The sequence below is a fragment of the Pseudomonas sp. zfem001 genome (genome assembly GCF_032621725.1).
Classification (GTDB): domain Bacteria; phylum Pseudomonadota; class Gammaproteobacteria; order Pseudomonadales; family Pseudomonadaceae; genus Aquipseudomonas; species Aquipseudomonas sediminis.
On sequence record NZ_JAVYJI010000006.1, the window covers coordinates 272357 to 290164 of the forward strand.

16 protein-coding genes are annotated in these 17808 nt (G+C 63.3%); 8 read left to right on the top strand and 8 right to left on the bottom strand.

Annotated features, from left to right (window positions below):
• Positions 1 to 12: 12 nt before the first annotated feature.
• The 5 genes from RTH74_RS19785 (at position 13) to RTH74_RS19805 (ending at position 5129) form a co-directional block, all read left to right on the top strand.
• Positions 13 to 1680: a nitrite/sulfite reductase gene (locus tag RTH74_RS19785; protein WP_316915788.1), complete on the top strand. Its 1668-nt coding sequence runs from the start codon at positions 13 to 15 to the stop codon at positions 1678 to 1680.
• Positions 1677 to 2195: a DUF934 domain-containing protein gene (locus RTH74_RS19790; RefSeq protein WP_316915789.1), complete on the top strand. Its 519-nt coding sequence runs from the start codon at positions 1677 to 1679 to the stop codon at positions 2193 to 2195. Before RTH74_RS19785 ends, RTH74_RS19790 begins: the two co-directional genes overlap by 4 nt.
• Positions 2192 to 2545 carry a CidA/LrgA family protein gene (locus RTH74_RS19795; RefSeq protein ID WP_017674822.1) on the top strand — a complete coding sequence of 118 codons (354 nt, stop codon included), beginning with the start codon at positions 2192 to 2194 and terminating at the stop codon, positions 2543 to 2545. The genes RTH74_RS19790 and RTH74_RS19795 overlap by 4 nt, the downstream gene beginning before the upstream one ends.
• Positions 2542 to 3225: an LrgB family protein gene (locus RTH74_RS19800; protein WP_074918209.1), complete on the top strand. Its 684-nt coding sequence runs from the start codon at positions 2542 to 2544 to the stop codon at positions 3223 to 3225. Before RTH74_RS19795 ends, RTH74_RS19800 begins: the two co-directional genes overlap by 4 nt.
• Positions 3226 to 3521: 296 nt before the next feature.
• Complete coding sequence (locus RTH74_RS19805; protein WP_099523528.1) at positions 3522 to 5129, top strand: malate:quinone oxidoreductase; 1608 nt, start codon at positions 3522 to 3524, stop codon at positions 5127 to 5129.
• A 319-nt stretch (positions 5130 to 5448) separates the two neighbouring features.
• On the opposite strand, the gene RTH74_RS19810 is transcribed toward RTH74_RS19805, so the two are convergent.
• From RTH74_RS19810 to RTH74_RS19820, 3 genes are all read right to left on the bottom strand, one after another.
• Entirely contained in the window at positions 5449 to 6162 is a 714-nt protein-coding gene (locus tag RTH74_RS19810) for a S1 family peptidase (RefSeq protein WP_099523526.1), read from the bottom strand.
• 196 nt (positions 6163 to 6358) lie between these two features.
• A complete protein-coding gene (plsB, locus tag RTH74_RS19815) occupies positions 6359 to 8842 on the bottom strand; it encodes a glycerol-3-phosphate 1-O-acyltransferase PlsB (protein ID WP_316915790.1) in 2484 nt (827 codons plus the stop codon).
• Between the two features lie 337 nt (positions 8843 to 9179).
• Positions 9180 to 10022: an EamA family transporter gene (locus tag RTH74_RS19820; protein ID WP_099523521.1), complete on the bottom strand. Its 843-nt coding sequence runs from the start codon at positions 10020 to 10022 to the stop codon at positions 9180 to 9182.
• Between the two features lie 359 nt (positions 10023 to 10381).
• On the opposite strand from RTH74_RS19820, the gene RTH74_RS19825 reads away from it, so the two are divergent.
• Positions 10382 to 12193, top strand: coding sequence for a diguanylate cyclase domain-containing protein (locus tag RTH74_RS19825; protein WP_316915791.1), 1812 nt, complete (start codon positions 10382 to 10384; stop codon positions 12191 to 12193).
• A 56-nt stretch (positions 12194 to 12249) separates the two neighbouring features.
• On the opposite strand, the gene RTH74_RS19830 is transcribed toward RTH74_RS19825, so the two are convergent.
• Positions 12250 to 12666 carry a hypothetical protein gene (locus RTH74_RS19830; protein WP_316915792.1) on the bottom strand — a complete coding sequence of 139 codons (417 nt, stop codon included), beginning with the start codon at positions 12664 to 12666 and terminating at the stop codon, positions 12250 to 12252.
• A gap of 10 nt (positions 12667 to 12676) precedes the next feature.
• Positions 12677 to 13069, bottom strand: a complete 393-nt coding sequence (locus RTH74_RS19835; protein ID WP_099523515.1) for a hypothetical protein — start codon at positions 13067 to 13069, stop codon at positions 12677 to 12679.
• Positions 13070 to 13640: 571 nt separating this feature from the next.
• Here RTH74_RS19835 and RTH74_RS19840 point away from each other — a divergent pair.
• Positions 13641 to 13850: a cold-shock protein gene (locus tag RTH74_RS19840; RefSeq protein WP_004423973.1), complete on the top strand. Its 210-nt coding sequence runs from the start codon at positions 13641 to 13643 to the stop codon at positions 13848 to 13850.
• A 331-nt stretch (positions 13851 to 14181) separates the two neighbouring features.
• Here the strand turns inward: RTH74_RS19840 and RTH74_RS19845 are convergent, their stop codons facing one another.
• Genes RTH74_RS19845 through dapE form a run of 3 tightly spaced genes read right to left on the bottom strand, consistent with a single transcriptional unit; the run spans position 14182 to position 16528 of the window.
• Positions 14182 to 14556 carry a hypothetical protein gene (locus RTH74_RS19845; protein WP_316915793.1) on the bottom strand — a complete coding sequence of 125 codons (375 nt, stop codon included), beginning with the start codon at positions 14554 to 14556 and terminating at the stop codon, positions 14182 to 14184.
• Positions 14557 to 14561: 5 nt separating this feature from the next.
• On the bottom strand, positions 14562 to 15389 hold the full coding sequence (locus RTH74_RS19850) for a putative RNA methyltransferase (RefSeq protein ID WP_316915794.1): 828 nt from the start codon (positions 15387 to 15389) through the stop codon (positions 14562 to 14564).
• Positions 15386 to 16528 (bottom strand): succinyl-diaminopimelate desuccinylase, encoded by a 1143-nt coding sequence (gene dapE / locus RTH74_RS19855; protein ID WP_316915795.1) that lies wholly within the window; start codon positions 16526 to 16528, stop codon positions 15386 to 15388. Before dapE ends, RTH74_RS19850 begins: the two co-directional genes overlap by 4 nt.
• 329 nt (positions 16529 to 16857) lie before the next feature.
• Between dapE and tcdA the strand changes: the two genes are divergently transcribed.
• A complete protein-coding gene (gene tcdA / locus RTH74_RS19860) occupies positions 16858 to 17667 on the top strand; it encodes a tRNA cyclic N6-threonylcarbamoyladenosine(37) synthase TcdA (protein ID WP_316915796.1) in 810 nt (269 codons plus the stop codon).
• Positions 17668 to 17808: the final 141 nt, after the last annotated feature.

A 17808-nucleotide genomic window follows, 5' to 3' on the forward strand; every position in this document is an offset into this window, starting at 1 on the left:
AGGCCTGCCTGCATGTACCAATATGACGATTATGACCGCGCGCTGGTGCGCGAACGCGTCGCCCAGTTCCGCGACCAGGTACAGCGGCGTCTGGCCGATGAACTGAGCGAGGAGGAGTTTCTGCCGCTGCGCCTGCAGAACGGCCTGTACCTGCAAAAGCATGCCTACATGCTGCGCGTGGCCATCCCTTACGGCACCCTGTCGGCCAAGCAGATGCGTGCGCTGGCGCATATCGCCCGCGAGTACGACCGCGGTTATGGCCACTTCACCACGCGGCAGAACATCCAGTTCAACTGGATCGAGCTGGAGCGTGTGCCGGACATCCTCGACTGGCTGGCCGATCACGACATGCATGCCATCCAGACTTCCGGCAACTGCGTGCGCAACGTCACCACCGAGGCTTTCGCCGGCGTCGCTGCCGACGAGTACCTCGACCCACGCCCACTGGCCGAGATTCTGCGTCAGTGGTCGACGGTCAACCCGGAATTCCTCTTTCTGCCGCGCAAGTTCAAGATCGCCCTGTGCGCGGCCGAGCAGGACCGCGCAGCCGTTCAGGTGCATGACATCGGCCTGCAGCTGTATCGCGACCAGGCCAACGAGCTGCGTCTGCGTGTGCTGGTCGGCGGCGGCCTTGGGCGTACGCCGATTATCGCCCAGACCCTGCGCGAGGGTCTGCACTGGCAGGATTGCCTGTCCTACGTCGAGACCATCCTGCGCGTGTACAACCGCCATGGCCGGCGCGACAACAAGTACAAGGCGCGGATCAAGATCTTGGTCAAGGCGCTGGGTATCGAGGCTTTCTCTACCGAAGTGGAGCGTGAATGGCAGCCGATCAAGGACGGCCCGGCGCAACTGACCGAGGACGAGTACCAGCGCGTCGCGGCCTCCTTCCACAAGCCGGACTACGTGCCGCAGGACGCCCTCGACCTCGACTTCGGCACCCACCTGGCGCGTGACGAGGCCTTCGCCCGTTGGGTTTCGCGCAATGTCATGGCACACCAGGTGCCCGGTTACCTCAGCGTGGTGCTGTCGACCAAGCCTGGCATCAGCGCTCCGCCCGGCGACGTCACGGCCGAGCAGATGGAGGCCGTGGCCGACTGGAGCGAGCGCTACGGCTTCGGCGAGATTCGCGTCGCCCACGAACAAAATCTGGTGCTGCCCGATGTACGCAAGGCCGACCTCTACGCGCTATGGCGGGAGGCCGAAGCGGCCGGGCTGGGCACGGCCAACGCCGGGTTGCTCACCGACATCATCGCCTGCCCCGGTGGTGATTTCTGCTCGCTGGCCAACGCCAAGTCGATCCCCATTGCCCAGGCCATCCAGCAGCGTTTCGACGACCTCGACTACCTGCATGATCTGGGCGAGCTGAGCCTGAACATCTCCGGCTGCATGAACGCCTGCGGCCATCACCATATCGGCAACATCGGCATCCTCGGCGTCGACAAGAACGGCAGCGAGTGGTACCAGCTCACCCTCGGTGGTAGCCAGGGCCAGCAGGCGGCGCTGGGCAAGGTGATCGGCCCGTCGTTCGCTGCCGAGCAGGTGCCCGAAGTGATCGAGCGTATCGTGCGCACCTACGTCGATCAGCGGGTGGTCAACGAAGGCTTTCTCGACACCTTCCAGCGCATCGGCCTGGAGCCATTCAAGGCGAGCGTTTACAGCCGCGAGGAGGTGGCATGAACAACCTGATTCGCCTGGTCGGGGGCCAGGCCTGCATCGTCGACGACGATCCCTGGCAGCTCGATGTGGAGGCTGACGCGTCATTGATCCTGCCGCTGGCGGCCTGGCGTGAGCGGCAGTCTGTGGAGGTGCTGGAGGGTAGGGCGATGAGTGCCGACGGCCTGCTGTTGCAGGTGGATGACGAGCCGGAGGCGCTGCAACCATTTCTTTTCAGCTTGCCGCTGATAGCCATCGACTTTCCCAGTTTCCGCGATGGCCGTGGCTACAGCCAGGCCTACCTGCTACGTACCCGACTGGGCTGGCGCGGCGAGTTGCGCGCGGTGGGCGACGTGCTGCGTGACCAACTGGCGCACATGCGCCAGTGCGGCTTCGATGCTTTCGCTGTGCGCGCCGACAAATCGCTGGAGGACGCACTCAAGGGCCTGCAAGGGCTCAGTGTGTTGTATGGTCGTTCGGTTATCGAGCCGCGTCCGCTGTTTCGTCGGGGGCGTAATAAGGAGGAGTCGAAGTCATGATGGTGCGTGGCCTGTTCTGGCTGGTATTGCTGCAATTGTTCGGCGTGGCGCTCAATCATTGGCTGTTGCCGATGTTGCCGGCCTCGATCATCGGCCTGCTGCTGCTCTCTGTATGGCTGATGTGGCGCGGCGCGGTGCCCGAGCCACTGCAGCAGGCCGCCGGCGGTTTACTGCCGTATCTGCCGCTGCTGCTGGCCGTACCGGCCTCTGGGATCATGACCAGCAGCGATCTGCTGCTCGGTGAGCTGCCGGTGATCGCCACGGCGCTGGTGCTGTCGCTGCTGGTGACCGTGCCTTTCTGTGGCTGGTTGCTGCAGACGTTGATTCGCCGTCAGGAGCGCAAGGGATGACCCTGTTGACTCATCACCCGCTATTCGCCATTGCCCTGACCCTGGCCGCCTTTCTGATCGCCGCCTGGCTTTATCGCCGCAGCGGTTGGCTGCTGCTGCAGCCGGTTCTGGTGTCGGTGACGCTGATCGTCGCCACCTTGCTGCTGTGCGGGGTGGACTACGCCACCTACCGCGCCGGCGCCGAGCCCGTTGCCTGGCTGCTGGGGCCAGCCACCGTGGCCCTGGCGGTGCCGCTGCAACACAACATCAAGCGCATCCGCCAGTTGTTCTGGCCGGTGCTGATCACCCTTACGGCCGGCGGCGTGCTGTCGGTGGCGTTGACCCTGGCCATCGGCTGGGCGCTGGGGGCCGACTGGAGCGTGGTGATGAGTTTGGCGCCGAAATTCGTGACCATGCCGATTGCCATGCCGGTGGCCGAGCAGATCGGTGGCGTGGCGTCGCTGGCGGCGGTGATGGTCATGCTCACCGGTGTGATTGGTACGGCCATGGGGCCGCTGCTACTGCGTTGGGCGGGCGTCGACCACCCGGCGGCGCGTGGCCTGAGCTACGGCATCAACGCCCATGCCATCGGTACTGCCCATGCCTTGCAGGAAGGGGAGGAGTGCGGCGCCTTCGCCGCCCTGGCGATGAGCCTGCTGGGCATCGGCACTGCCTTGCTGCTGCCGCTACTGCTGGCCTGAATCGGGCGGGATTCCGCCATTTCCAAAGGGCTCTTCACGGGGTGCTGGCGAGTTCCCGCCAGCGCCGAGTCTGCTGTGTGACAGAAAGCCGCATTCGACCTGCTGAATCCATTCAGCGGCACGCATATTGCTCTAGCACGCGGCGCGATCGGAATACGCCCGCCAAGAGGCCTGGAACCCCCTTCCTTTCGCCCTGTCGCAGATCTGCGGCTATTGCTCATGTGCGGCTTAAACGGCCGCTGCCCGAAACCTTGCCTGCACGGCCCTTGTCGTCGTGCGACGAATAGGACTGTCCCATGAAAAAAATCCTGCTGACGCTGCTTTGTCTCAGCGTGATCGGTTGCTCCAAGCCCCGCGAGCCCGAGAAAACCGTCGACGTGCTGCTGATTGGCGCTGGCGTGATGAGCGCCACCCTCGGCACCTACCTCCACGAGCTGCAGCCGGACTGGAGCATCGAAATCTACGAGCGCCTCGACAAGGTAGCCGCTGAAAGCTCAAATGGTTGGAACAATGCTGGCACCGGCCACTCGGCCTTCTGCGAGTTGAACTACACCCCGGAAACCGCCGACGGTGGCATCGATATCAGCAAGGCCATCGCGATCAACGAATCGTTCGAGATCTCCAAGCAGTTCTGGGCCACCCAGATCGAGCGCGACGTGCTGAGCAAGCCCAAGAGCTTCATCAACATCACTCCGCACATGAGCTTCGTCTGGGGCGACGACAACGTCGAGTACCTGCGCAAGCGTCACGCAGCCCTGCAGCACAGCAACCTGTTCCGCGGCATGGAGTTCACCGAGGACCACGCACAGATCGCTCAGTGGGTACCGCTGATCATGCAAGGTCGTGATCCGCAGCAGAAGGTTGCGGCTACCCGCATGGCCATCGGTACCGACGTCAATTTCGGCGAGATTACCCGTCAGCTGATCGACTCGCTGATCGGCAAGGAGCAGGCCAGCCTGCACCTGGAACACGAAGTTCGTGATCTGCAGCGCAACGATGACGGCACCTGGCGCGTGACCGTGGCCGACCTGGCCAAGGGCGGCGCCGAGCAGAGCATCAATGCGCGCTTCGTCTTCATCGGCGCCGGTGGTGGCGCGCTCAAGCTGCTGCAGAAGTCCGGCATCGAAGAAGCCAAGGGCTACGCCGGCTTCCCGGTTGGCGGCCAGTTCCTCATGACGCGTAACCAGGAGGTGGTTGCCCAGCACCTGGCTAAGGTCTACGGCAAGGCCTCGGTCGGTTCGCCGCCCATGTCCGTGCCGCACCTGGATACCCGCGTGATCGACGGCGAGAACGTGCTGCTGTTCGGCCCGTTCGCCACCTTCTCCACCAAGTTCCTCAAGAATGGCTCGCTGCTCGACATGTTCAGCAGCATGACCACCGACAACTTCATGCCGATGGTCAATGCCGGCATGGACAACTGGTCGCTGAGCACCTACCTGATGGGCCAGCTGATGCTCAGCCAGGAAGACCGCATGGCGTCGCTGCGCGAGTACTTCCCGGAGGCGCAGGACTCCGACTGGGAGCTGCTCACCGCCGGCCAGCGCGTGCAGATCATCAAGAAGGATGCCGAGAAGGGCGGCGTACTGCAGTTCGGTACCGAAGTGGTGACTTCCGCCGATGGCAGCATCAGCGCGCTGCTGGGCGCCTCGCCGGGGGCCTCCACTGCCGCGCCGATCATGCTGCAACTGATCGAGAAGGCTTTCGCTGACAAGGTCGCCACTCCTGAGTGGCAAGCGCGCCTGAAGGAAATCATCCCGTCCTACGGGCAGAAGCTGAACGACGACCTGGCGCTGACCAACCGTATTCGTCAGTGGAGCAGCGAGCGTCTCGAACTGCAGCACATCGAAGTGGCGCCGGACGTGGAAATGGCTGTCGAGCCCGAGCCGACGCCCGTGACGCTGTAAGGCTTAAACGCTGCGAAGGAACCCGCCCTGCGTGATGCGCACGGCGGGTTTTTTCTTGGGCCGCTGATATTCGTGAGCTGAATCTTTCGCGGCTGAAGCCGCTTCTAAAGGTATTCACCCGTACCGTAGGAGCGGCTTCAGCCGCGATGTTCTATCCATGCTTCACAGCCCAAGTGAAGTCCGAGGCCGTTCTAGCGTCAGAAAAGCTATCGCGGCTAAAGCCCCTCCCACAGATCTCACCGTTACTGTGGGAGGGGCTTTASCCGCGACTGGGTAGAGGGTGATTGCTCGGTTTACGTCCGGGCGATGGGCAGGCTGATCACTCCGTCAGCGTCATCAGAATATCGGCATACCAGGTGCAGTTCAGACCCAGGGCCTCGTCCTGGTCCTCGTCTCGATTACCCAACAGCCGCGTGGAATGGATGCCGAGCAAATGCCAGGGCAGGTCGCCATCGACACTGGCGCGCTTGACTACGGGCGCGCCGCTGATGCCGCGGTGGGTGCGGCCGTCGGTGAGAAAGTAACCCAACCCCTGAAAGCGCAGGCCGAAAGAGGAGGCTAACCCGGCGTGACGCGCCACCGGCATACGGTGCAGGGTGTCCTGAAATCCCAGCGGGAAGCCCACCACCAGCAGCGTCGAGCCAATTTCTACATGTTCGTCGGCTTGTAGCAGGTGCTGCGGGGTGAAGGCCTGGTAGGCGCCGCCGTTGGGAAGAGCGGCCTGATCCAGCTCGATCACCGCCACATCGATCTCGCCCGCGCCATCCATACCCTGACGCCACAGGTGCTGGTCGCCGTCATACAGCGGGATGGAGAAGCTGACGGTGCTGGCCAGGTTGTTCGCGTCGGTATGCAGCTCGATCTGCAGGCTGTCCGGCTGATGGCCGCTGGGTTCGTCGAGGACGACATGGCGGCTGGTGACGAGAAACAGCCGTTGCTCCCGGCGGAAGAAGAAACCACTGGCGTTGGTCAGTATCTGCCCAGCGGCCAGGGTGGTGATGCGTGCAGCGCTCAACATCAGGGAGTCGATCATGGCCAGGGCCTCCTGCCGGTATGTGGTCTATCACTGACTGCCAAACCCGTGACAGGTTCGTCTGTTTGTTCTGAGCCTCTGCCACGGTGGATGTAACACGTGACATCCATCCGAGGCAGTAGCGGGGCGGTAGGGTGCGCTGTGCGGACCGGTGGCTACGGTGATTCGAAGGTGCGCACAGCGCACCCTACACACATCACGGCGCGGCCGGCTCATCCTCGTTGCGATCCAGCGCTACCTGACGAATAGACAGGCGAATCTCCGCTGGCAGCACGCGCTTGGCGGCGCCTTCGGCCAGCTCGCTGAGCAGCGGGTGATGGCTGAGCTTGCCGGCTTCGTCCTGGCGCAGCACGCCCTGATCCAGCAGGCTCTGGATGAAGTGACGGAACAGGCTCTTGTCGAAGAACTCCGGCGCGTTCAGGCCATGTAGGATCGACAGGCGCTGGGCCATGACCGTACACAGGTCTTCCAGCTCCTCGGCGCTGATCGCGTTCTGCCCGGCGTTGAGCAGCAGGGCGATGGCCATGTAGAAGCGCTGCAGGGTCTGCGCCACCGAGCGCGACAGCAGCGTCAGCAGCACGAACTGGCGTGAGCTGGGCGCCGGGCGCACGTACACGTCGCCCTCGACCTTGAGCAGGCCCTGTTCGACGAACGCCGTCAGCCACTGGTCGATCACGCCTTCCAGCTCGCTCTGCTCCCAGCGGATGAACAGCTCCGATTGCAGATACGGATACAGCGCGCCGGCGTAGCGCAGGATCTGCTCGCGGCTGATTCGTGCGCTGCTCTGGAAGAAGCTCGCCAGCAGCGCCGGCAGGGCGAAGATGTGCAGCACGTTGTTGCGGTAGTAGGTCATCAGGACGGCATTCTGCTCGTCCAGATAGAGAATCTTGCCCAGTGCATCCTTCTGTTCGGCCAGCAGGTCCATGCCCTTGACGTGCTCGATCAGCGCCGCGCCGTCGCCTTCCGGCAGGGTGGTGTGCGGCGAGTAGGGCACCGCGCGCAGCAGCGCCAGATACAGGTCGAGTACGCGCGCCAGGGCGCGGTCGTCCAGGGCCAGCTTGCTGGTGGACAACAGCGCCAGGGCCACCAGGTTGACCGGGTTGATCGACGCCGCCTCGTTGAGGTGGCGCGCCACGCGCTCACCCAGGCGATTGGTCGTGTCGTTGAGCCAGGCCGGGCGGTACTGCGGGCCCAGTTCCTGCTCACGCCAGCCGGGCTGCTGCTGGTCGAGGAATTCGGCCAGCTTGATCGGCTCGCCAAAGTTCACCGAGACCTGGCCGAAGCGCTGCTTGAGCGCGCCGAGCACCTTGAACAGGTCGAAGATCGACTCCTTCTTCTTGCTCGCGCCACGCAGTTCGCCCAGGTAGGTGCGGCCTTCCAGCACGCGCTCGTAACCGATGTACACCGGCACGAAGACGATGGGCAGGCGGTTGCTGCGCAGGAAGCTGCGCAGGGTGATGGCCAGCATGCCGGTCTTCGGCCGCAGCATGCGCCCGGTACGCGAACGGCCGCCCTCGACGAAGTACTCGACCGGAAAGCCCTTGCTGAACAGGGTGTGCAGGTATTCGTTGAACACCGCCGTATACAGCGGGTTGCCCTTGAAGGTGCGGCGCATGAAGAAGGCGCCGCCACGGCGCAGCAGGCCGCCAATCACTGGCATGTTGAGGTTGATGCCGGCGGCGATGTGCGGCGGCGTCAGGCCATTGCGGAACAGCAGGTAGGACAGCAGCAGGTAGTCGATATGGCTGCGGTGACAGGGCACGTAGATCACCTCGTGGCCCTGGGCGATGTCGCGCACGCCTTCGACGTTGTGCACCTTGATACCGTCGTAGATCTTGTTCCAGAACCAGCTCAGCACCAGTTCGAGGAAGCGGATCACCGTGTAGGTGTAGTCCGAGGCGATCTCGTTGCCGTAGCGCAGCGCCTGGGCTTCGGCCTTCTCCAGGCTGATCTTCTCGCGCTCGGCTTCCTCGGCAATCGCTTGGCGCACCATCGGGTCGTGCACCAGGCCTTTGACCAGGTTGCGCCGGTGCGACACGTCTGGGCCGATCACCGCCGCCTTCTGGTTGCGGAAGTGCACGCGCAGGATGCGGTGCACCATGCGCAGGGTGCGCTCCTTGCCCTTGTCCTGCTCGACCAGCTCGCGCAGGTGAATCGGCGTGGAGAACTGCACGCGGGTCTTGCGCCCGAGAATCAGGATGCTGACCAGCCGGCGCAGGCGCCCGGTGACGGCCCAGCTGTCAGCGAAGAGCAGCTTCCAGGCGCTGGTTTCGCGATCTGGCGACTGGCCCCAGAACACGCTGACCGGGACGATCTGCGCGTCATCCACAGCGTGCTGGCTGAGGGCACTGACCACGCGATCGAGGGTCGGCGAGATGCCGCGCTTGTCCTGGCGGCCGAACCAGTCCGGTTCCGGCGTCAGGTAGAAGAAAGCGGCGGGTTCGATATGTTCCCCGACGGCTACCGGCAACACCGGGCGTGGCAGGCCAGCCTTGGTGCACTCGCGGTCGACCACTGCCAGGTCGCTCACTGACGGCTGCTGCAGCACGTAGAACACCGGCTTGCTGCGGTCGAGTTTGAGGGTGAAGGCGGACTGGTTGATGGTTTCCGAGCGTACCCAGAGGTACAGCAGGCGGCGCAACGATCCGAAGACGAGGCGGCGGAAGGGGGAACGGGTCATACGGACTCTGCTTGTATGGCAAAACGAGCGGTGGCTCGGGAAGGGCGCTAGTGTGCCGCAAGCCGCGTCTGGCGGGCAAAAAACTCGTGCGTCCAGGCGGTCAGCCCGACCAGCATGCAGGCGGCGTATGACGAAAAAACGGTCAATGACTCAGCACCCGTTGATCAACAGAACCGTAAAGCTGGTCCCGGGTTCCCGATTGGAATACCGAGTCAGCTTTCAGGATGATTGCAGCGACCTGAGCAGGGAGGACGAACAGCGTTATGACATTGTAGGGCGGGCCGGGCGGCGATCCGCTTCAGCCACCACCTGCTCCGATGCGGCCTTGACCGAACCCCTACGCCAGCTTCATCACCACCACGCCAGCCGCGATCACCGCGCACGCCACCAGACGAATCGGTCGCAACCTTTCCTTGAGCAACACCACTCCCAGCAGCACGGCGAACACCACGCTGGTCTCGCGCAGGGCCGAAACCAATGCCACCGGCGCCTGGGTCATGGCCCAGATGACGATGGTGTAGGCCGCCATCGACATCGCCCCGCCGGCCAGCCCGCCACGCCAGTGCGGGCCCAGCTGCAGGAAGGCGCGCGGCCCACGGCTGATGGCCAATACCGCCGCCATCACCACGCCGTTGACGGTAAACAGCCACAGCGAATAGCTCAGTGCATCGCCATTGCTGCGTGCGCCCACGGCATCGCTGAGGGTGTAGCCGGCGATGAACAGCGCCGTCATCAACGCACAGCCCAGCATCGCCCCCTGTGGCGCCTGGTGATGGCCGCCGCGCAGCGCCATCAGCCAGATGCCCAGTACCAGAACCAGCAAACCCAGCAACTGCAAGGCACCGAGCCCGTCATGCAACAGCAGCAGTGAGAGCAGGGCGACCATCAGCGGCGAGCTGCCCCGCGCAATGGGGTAGACCTGGCCCAGGTCGCCGTACTGGTAGGCGCGGGCGAGAAAGAAGTTGTAGCCGATATGCAGCAACGCCGACAGCGCGATCCACGGCCAGGCCGAGGCTTGTGGCAGCGCCACCAGTGGTAAGGCGCAGAGCGCTACCAGACCAGCGCCTATCTGAATCAGCGTGGCGGTGAGAAAGCGATCCAGACCAATCTTGAGCAGGGCGTTCCAGCCGGCATGCAGGGCAGCGGCAGCGATGACGGCGAGAAAGACCGTGGTTTCCAAGGCGGGCCTCGAAGGCAGGCGGTTGTCGAAGAAATAGAGCAGGAGCAGTGCGGATAGCGCTCGGCTCGAAGTGATGTGGCTGAGGTGCAGTGCCGGTCGTCAGTTTGCCGCAAGCTCTATTTTCGGGCAAAACCCATTACAACGTGATGGCAGCACAGTGGCGCAACAATGCCTATGATTCAACGCAAGGCGATGGATCACCCCCGCGACGCTGAACGAAAGGGCAGCAAACCCTTGCCCTCGACAACTAGAAAACAGCCCGCCCGTGCATGGCTTGGAGAACTAAGGCGATGACCCCGCCTAGACTGTCGATTGACGCGCATGACGCCGTCGCTCGACGCCCTCGAATCGCAACACCCTTGAACCTGCTGATCGTTCTGGCGAGCGTATTCGTTGCCGTTGTCTGGTTGATCACCCTGCAACGTATCGCCTTCGAGCGTGAGCAGGCGCTGGCCGCAGAAATGGAGGCCAACTCCAGCCTGGCCATCGCGTTCGAGCAGCAGGTGTTTCGCGCGCTGAAGGCGGCCGAGCAGGTGGCGGCCTTCGTGCGCGAGCAGTACCGCCGGCAGGGTGAGGCCATCGACCTGCGCCGCTGGGTCGAGGAGGGCGTGATCCGCGAGGAGATGTTCACCATCGTCAGCGTGGTGGACGAGCATGGCGATATCGTCAGCAGTAGCCAGGACACTGGCCCGGTCAACTACGCCGACCGCGAGTTCTTCACCGCGCAGCGCGATGCCCGTATCGATCACCTGTTCATCAATCAGCCAGTACTCGGGCGGGTTTCCGGGCGCTGGTTGATACCCATGTCGCTGCGTATCGAGCACGCTGACGGTAGCTTCGCTGGCGTCGTGGTGATGGCCGTGCGTCCAGAGGATGTCACGCGTTTCTTCCAGCAGGTCGATCTGGGACCGCAGGGGCTATTGGAACTCGCCGGTCTCGACGGCGTGGTGCGTGCGCGCAAGGTCGGCACCCGCAGCGAATTTGGTGTGGGTGCCGAGTCGTTGGCCTGGTTCCAGCGGCAAAAGCTGCACGATGCCGACGATTTCTACGACAGTGGCGAGGCGCTCGATGGCATCGCCCGTATCGTCAGCTACCGCACCATGAGTGGTTATCCACTGATGATTACCGTGGCCACCGCCTACGACGAGGAGATGGCCACCACCATGCAACGGCGCTCCACCTACCTGATGGCCGCGGTCGGCGTCACCTTGGTGGTCATGCTGTTCGTTGGCCTGCTGGCGCTGATGCTGGTCCGTCAGCGCGCGGCCACTGATGCCCTGCAAGGCAGCGAAGCGCTGTTTCGCGCCACCTTCCACCAGGCGGCCATGGGTATCGCCCACATCAGCCCTGATGGCCAGATACTGCGGGTCAACGACACGTTCGCGCGCATGCTGGGGCGCCCGGCCGAGGCGCTGCAAGGCGTCAATATTTTCGGCCTGAGCGACGCCGAAGTGGCCAGCGCAGCGCGCAGCTTTCTGAGCGCACAACTGGTCAGCGAGGCACGCACACTTTCCCCGGAAATCGAGAAGACCTATCGGCGCGAAGATGGCTCGCTGATCTGGGTCTGCGAGGCCTCGAGCGTCGTACGCAACAGCTATGGTCACCCGGAGTTCCTGGTGCTGGTCACGCAGGACATCACCGAGCGCAAGCACCTGGAGGCGCGCCTTTGTCATGACGCCGAGCATGACGCCCTCACCGGGTTGGCCAACCGCGTCAGGTTCCACCAGCGGCTCGACCAGGCGCTGGCGTCTGCGTGCGACCAGCAGGAGCTATGCGCCGTGCTCTATATCGACCTGGACGGATTCAAGGAAATCAACGACCGCCAAGGTCATTCGGCCGGCGATGGCCTGCTGCAGATGGCCGCCAGGCGGCTCGAGGGATGTGTGCGCAGCACGGACACGGTGGCGCGCTTCGGCGGTGATGAGTTCGGCATCGTCCTCGCCAGCTTGCACAGCAGCCAGGATTGTGAGGCCGTGGCGCTCAAGGTGCTGGATGTTCTGGCGCGTCCATTCGACCTGGATGGTAGCGTGGTGCGGATATCGGCTAGTGTCGGCGCCGCTCTGTTTCCGCTGCACGGTGAAAGCGGCCAAGACCTGCTCAAACGTGCGGACCAGGCCATGTATGCGGCCAAGCACGCGGGTAAGAATCGCTTTCACAGCGCTGACGGATAGGGTTGATGATGGCTTGAGCAGCCATCTACGGATCCTCGCCTGAGTACCTTGGACGGCTACTGGTCCGCGACAGGCTGAGTCGAAACGCCCTGTTCGCCAGCCACCAGCAGCTGCCTGCGCCATTTCCACTCCAGTATGCCCAAGCCTGCGACGAACGCAGCCTCGCCGAGCACATGGCAAAACCCCGGTAGCGTCATGACCGGGGCAAAGGTCGCAGCGATGCCAAGGCATACCAACGCCCAGAATCCGTTGGCCACTGCCAGCAGCTTGATCAGCGCTTCGTAGCGCCGCACACGAATCGCCAGCGAAAAGGAAAAGCAGGCATAGGCGATATTGACCGCGCCGATGAAGCTGAGCAGCTCGCGGGGCAGGGCATACCACTCGCTCAACCAGGCGGCGAACGACAGCACGAGAACCCCCGAGACTGCTGCGGCCATGCAGTCCAGCCAGAGGATATGCCTGATCATTCCCATGGGGCCCGCCTCAAGCGCTGCGCCGCTTTTGCACGGCCAGCAGAAACAGCAGGGTAAAGGCGATCACCAGCAGATCCAGGGCGACGGCGGGCGCGGCCTTGCTCAGGTAGTTCTGGCCATGGATCAGCAACAGCGACACGAAGATGGCCTTGCTCAGCGCGGCAATGACGGCACAGGGAACCCGATGCTTCGGGCTCAGCGCGCCATAGATCAGCAGCATGCCCATCAACCCGATCAGCGCCGACCAACTGCGAACGACCAAGGATTGCAACTGCCCGTCGAAGGATGCGCCAAACATCGACTGCAGCGCCTCCTGCGGGGCGAACAGGCCGTAGAACATGGTCGCCGTAAGAACGCCGGATAGCAGCATCAGCCATCTGAAATTGCGTGCAATGAAGTCCATCGATGTTTACGTCCTTGTTGGTATGAGCGGGGGAGAGCATAGCGTCAAAGCGAAGACGTTGGACGCAGCCAGGCTGGAGATTCATGTTGCCCCAGCAACCTGTGCGCCATTTCATCCAGGCAACCATATCCTCGAAGAGGTCTCGACGCTGTGCGCTCGCGCTGCTGGTTCAGGCTGGGGCTGGTGCAGCCATTGAGTCTATTGGTTTGGGCGAACAGACGCTCGATGAGCGAGCAGGGTGAGCAGCATTGGCTGGTACTCGGATAGCGGGTCGTCTGGCGCTTGATTCAGGTGCAATGGCTGGTCAAGAAGTTGCGCGATCTGTTAGTTAAAAGCTTATAAAACAAGCTGTAACCTGCATATCTTCTGGGTTCTTGGCGGTTTTGAAAAAGTGCTTTTCAGTCACAATTCATGCTTTATACTCGGCCTTCGGCTGCAGCAAGAACGCGAATCGCTTGACCTGCTCCATGCTCGATTGCCGGGGGTGGCGAACGCTGAGAAGACCGTTTTTACCGAGCCGTCAAAGCGCCTTCGGGACAATAAAAACATAGCGAGTTTGGAGAAGTTGGTAATGGCAGATCGTGAGACGGGAACCGTCAAATGGTTCAATGATTCCAAGGGTTACGGGTTCATTCAGCGCGAAAGCGGCCCGGACGTATTCGTTCACTACCGCGCTATTCGTGGCGACGGCCACCGCACTCTGGTCGAAGGCCAGAAGGTCGAGTTCGGTGTGACCCAGGGCCAGAAAGGTCTGCAGGCGGAAGACGTCTCCGCGGTCTGAGCTCCTGCTCGACATACAACAAGGCCCGTCGATGACGGGCCTTGTTGTTTATGGCGTATCTTGGGCCACTAGGGCCTGGATCACTGTGACCCGGATGGAATCCGGGAAATGCGCTGATCTCCCGGATTTCATCCGGGCTACGGCGACGATAATGACCCCGCACAGCCTTGCGTTGGAGCCCCGCCCCGGGGCGAAGCTATATTAGGTGGTGCCGCCCAGATTAGCTGTCGAATCAGAAAGCTCGTAGCGCGAGACCCCTTACCCTCTCCCGCCCTTCGGGCACCCTCTCCCGCAAGCGGGAGAGGGTCATCAGATGGCCGCCTTGCGGCCGCTATTGATCAGTACGCCAGACGATCTCGGTTTCACCATCGGCATCGATCTTGATCCAGCGATCAGCTTCCTCATCGCTTTCATCTTCTACCCAGGTGCCCGGTGCGCAGCGCACTTGCACGCCGAGCGCGGCATGGGCGGCGCGGGCGCAGGCCAGGTCGTCGGCCCAGGGCGTGGCGTCGCTTTCCAGATACAGGCTGTGCCATTTGCCCACGGCTTTCGGCAGCCAGGTCACCGGCACGTCACCGGCCTTGCATTTGAAGGTCTGGCCCTTTTGCTGCCAATCGCTGCATGGGCCGAGGGCTTCGCCCAGCCACTGGGCCACGGCGTCGCGTTCGGCGTCTTTGAGGTAGATCTCGATGTCGGGTTGGCGCATGGCTTTCAGTCCTGAGAGCGTGGGCTCTGGGTTTTGGTGATCCAATCGTAGCGGATTGAAACGGTGACATCGAAGGGCTCGGCGATCACCGCCTCTCGGTGTTCGGCACTGGCGCGCCAGCCGTGCGGGGTCATGGCCAGCAGGTCGGCGCGAGCCTGTGCGTCGGCCAGATGCAGCGGGAATTCGAGGGTCTCGCTGTGGGCCAAGTGCATGCCGGGCGGAATCAGCGCCAGGTGCTTCTCGTCGTCGTAGTCACGGACTTCGTCGTACAGCTTTTGCCGCAGCTCCATCAGGTGGCCACGGGTCGGGCCCATACGCAGCAGGCCGCCACCGGGGGCGAGCAAGCGTTTGGCCTCGTTCCAGTCGAGTGGGCTGAAGACGCTGGCGAGCAGGCTGCAACTGGCATCGGCCAAGGGCACGCGGGCCATGCTCGCCACCAGCCAGTTCAACTGCGGAGCACGTTTGCACGCGCGTTTGACCGCCTCACGAGAGATGTCCAGGGCATAACCGTCGGCGGCGGGCAGGCAACGGGCGATCTGTTCGGTGTAGTAACCCTCACCACAGCCTATGTCCAACCAGCGTGCCGGCTTGTAATCGGCAGCCAGTGCGGCCAGACGAGCAGCCAGCGGCGCGTAGTGGCCAGCGTCGAGAAAACGCCGGCGGGCCTCGACCATGGCGGCGTTGTCGCCGGGGTCACGACTGTTCTTGTGTTGCACCGGCAGCAGGTTGTAGTACCCCTGGCGCGCGCGGTCGAAGCTGTGCCGGTTGCTGCAGATCAGACCGCTGTCACTCGGCTCCAGCGATGTCTGGCAGATGGGGCAGATCAGGCTCATGCCAGCAACTTCACCATGGTCTGGTAGTAAACCTCGGTGAGCAGGTCCAGATCGCTGGCCAGTACACGCTCGTTGATCTGGTGGATGGTGGCGTTGACCGGGCCAAGTTCGACTACCTGGGTGCCCAGGGTGGCGATGAAGCGACCGTCAGAGGTGCCGCCGCTGGTGGATGGCTTGGTCTCGCGGCCGGTGACGGTCTTGATGCTGGCGGCCACGGCGTCCAGCAGATCGCCCGGCTGGGTAAGGAAGGGCAGGCCGGACAGCGCCCACTCCAGGTGGTAGTCCAGGCCGTGCTTGTCGAGGATGGTGGTGACGCGCTGCTGCAGGCCTTCGACGGTGGATTCGGTGGAGAAACGGAAGTTGAACACCGCTTTCAGCTCGCCGGGGATGACGTTGGTCGCACCGGTGCCGGAATTGAGGTTGGACACCTGGAAGCTGGTCGGCGGGAAGTAGTCGTTGCCGTGATCCCAGTGCTCGGCGGCCAGTTCGGCCAGCGCCGGAGCGGCTAAGTGAATCGGGTTCTTCGCCAGGTGCGGGTAGGCGACGTGGCCCTGCTTGCCGTACACGGTCAGGGTGCAGCCGAGCGAGCCGCGGCGACCGTTTTTCACCACATCACCGAGCAGGGTGGTGCTCGACGGTTCGCCGACGATGCACCAGTCCAGGCGCTCGCTGCGGTCGCGCAGGCGCTCGACCACGGCTTTGGTGCCGTGCTGGGCCGGGCCTTCTTCATCGCTGGTGATGAGAAAGCTGATGGCGCCCTTATGCTTCGGGTAGTCGGCGACGAAACGCTCCACGGCGATGATCATGCTCGCCAGGCTGCCTTTCATGTCCGCTGCGCCACGGCCGCAGAGCATGCCGTCTTCATCCACGCGCACATCGAACGGCTGGTACTGCCAGGCGTCCAGCGGGCCGGTGGGCACCACATCGGTGTGGCCGGCGAAGCACAGTACCGGGCCGTCACCACCGCGCTTGGCCCAGAAATTCTCCACCTCTTCGATACGCATGTGCTCGACCTCGAAGCCGCAGGCGGCCAGGCGGCGCATCATCAGCTCCTGGCAGCCTTCGTCGACCGGGGTCACGGACGGGCGGCGGATCAGGTCGAAGGCGAGGTCCAGGGTCGGGGTGAGGGGGGCGGTCATGATGGCTCCGGTACGACAGCTAGCGTGAAGGCTGGCCATCTTAAAGCAAAAGTCGTTACCGATCAGGTGATAAGGCGCGCCGTACGGCGTATTCGTCGGTCACTGGCCGACGGCTGACGTGTGCGGCGGGCTTGGGTGGGCAGGGCTATGTCCCTATAATGCGCCGCTTCGTTCAGGGCACCTCTAAAAACTACCTGCGTTGCCATCGCTGCGTTAAAAACAGGCTCGCGTGCGAGTCCGAGCGTTTTTCGCCTGTTTTTGCGGGGCCGCCATCGGTATTGCACTGGCTGCCTCGCTTACGTTTTTAGAGGCGCCCTTCAGGGGGTGAGATGAGTACAGACGATCAACGCTTCGGCGGCATAGCCCGGCTCTACGGCCAGGAAGGCTATCAACGCCTGGCGGCCGCGCATGTGGCGGTAGTCGGCATCGGCGGGGTCGGCTCCTGGGCGGCCGAGGCGCTGGCGCGCTCGGGCGTGGGCGAGATCTCCCTGTTCGACCTGGACGACGTCTGCATCACCAACACCAATCGCCAGGTGCATGCCGTCGAAGGTGCGGTAGGCAAGGCCAAGGTCGATGAGATGGCCGCGCGCATCCGCGCCATCAACCCGGCCTGCGTGGTGCATGCGGTGGCAGATTTCGTCACCCGCGAAACCATGGCCGAGTACATCACCGAGCAGCTCGACGGGGTTATCGATTGCATCGACAGCGTGCCGGCCAAGGCGGCGCTGATCGCCTGGTGCAAGCGACGCAAGATTCAGATCGTTACTACCGGTGGGGCAGGCGGGCAGGTCGACCCGACGCAGATTCAGGTCACCGATCTGAACAAGACCTTCAATGACCCGCTGGCGGCCAAGGTGCGCAGCCTGCTGCGTCGCGATTACGGCTTCTCTCGTACACCGGGGCGCACCTACAGCGTGCCCTGCGTGTTTTCCACCGAGCAGTTGCGCTATCCCAAGCCGGACGGCACGGTCTGCCAGGCCAAGGGGTTCGTCGGAGAAGGCGTGCGCCTTGACTGCGCCGGTGGCTTCGGTGCGGTGATGATGGTCACCGCCAGCTTCGGTATGGCTGCAGCGGCCAAACTGGTGGACAAGCTGGTGGCTGGCACACGCCGCCCGGCGGAGCGTCTGCCCAAGGCTTGAAAAATCCCCGGCCATGCTTCGTTTGACTATGCTGGGGCGAGATGGGAGAGGTTGCCGTAACTGACAGGGAGGCGTCGTAGATGATTCGTATCAGAGGTGATTTGTGTCGTACCTGTTTTGTAGCGTCTCTCTGAAAAGACG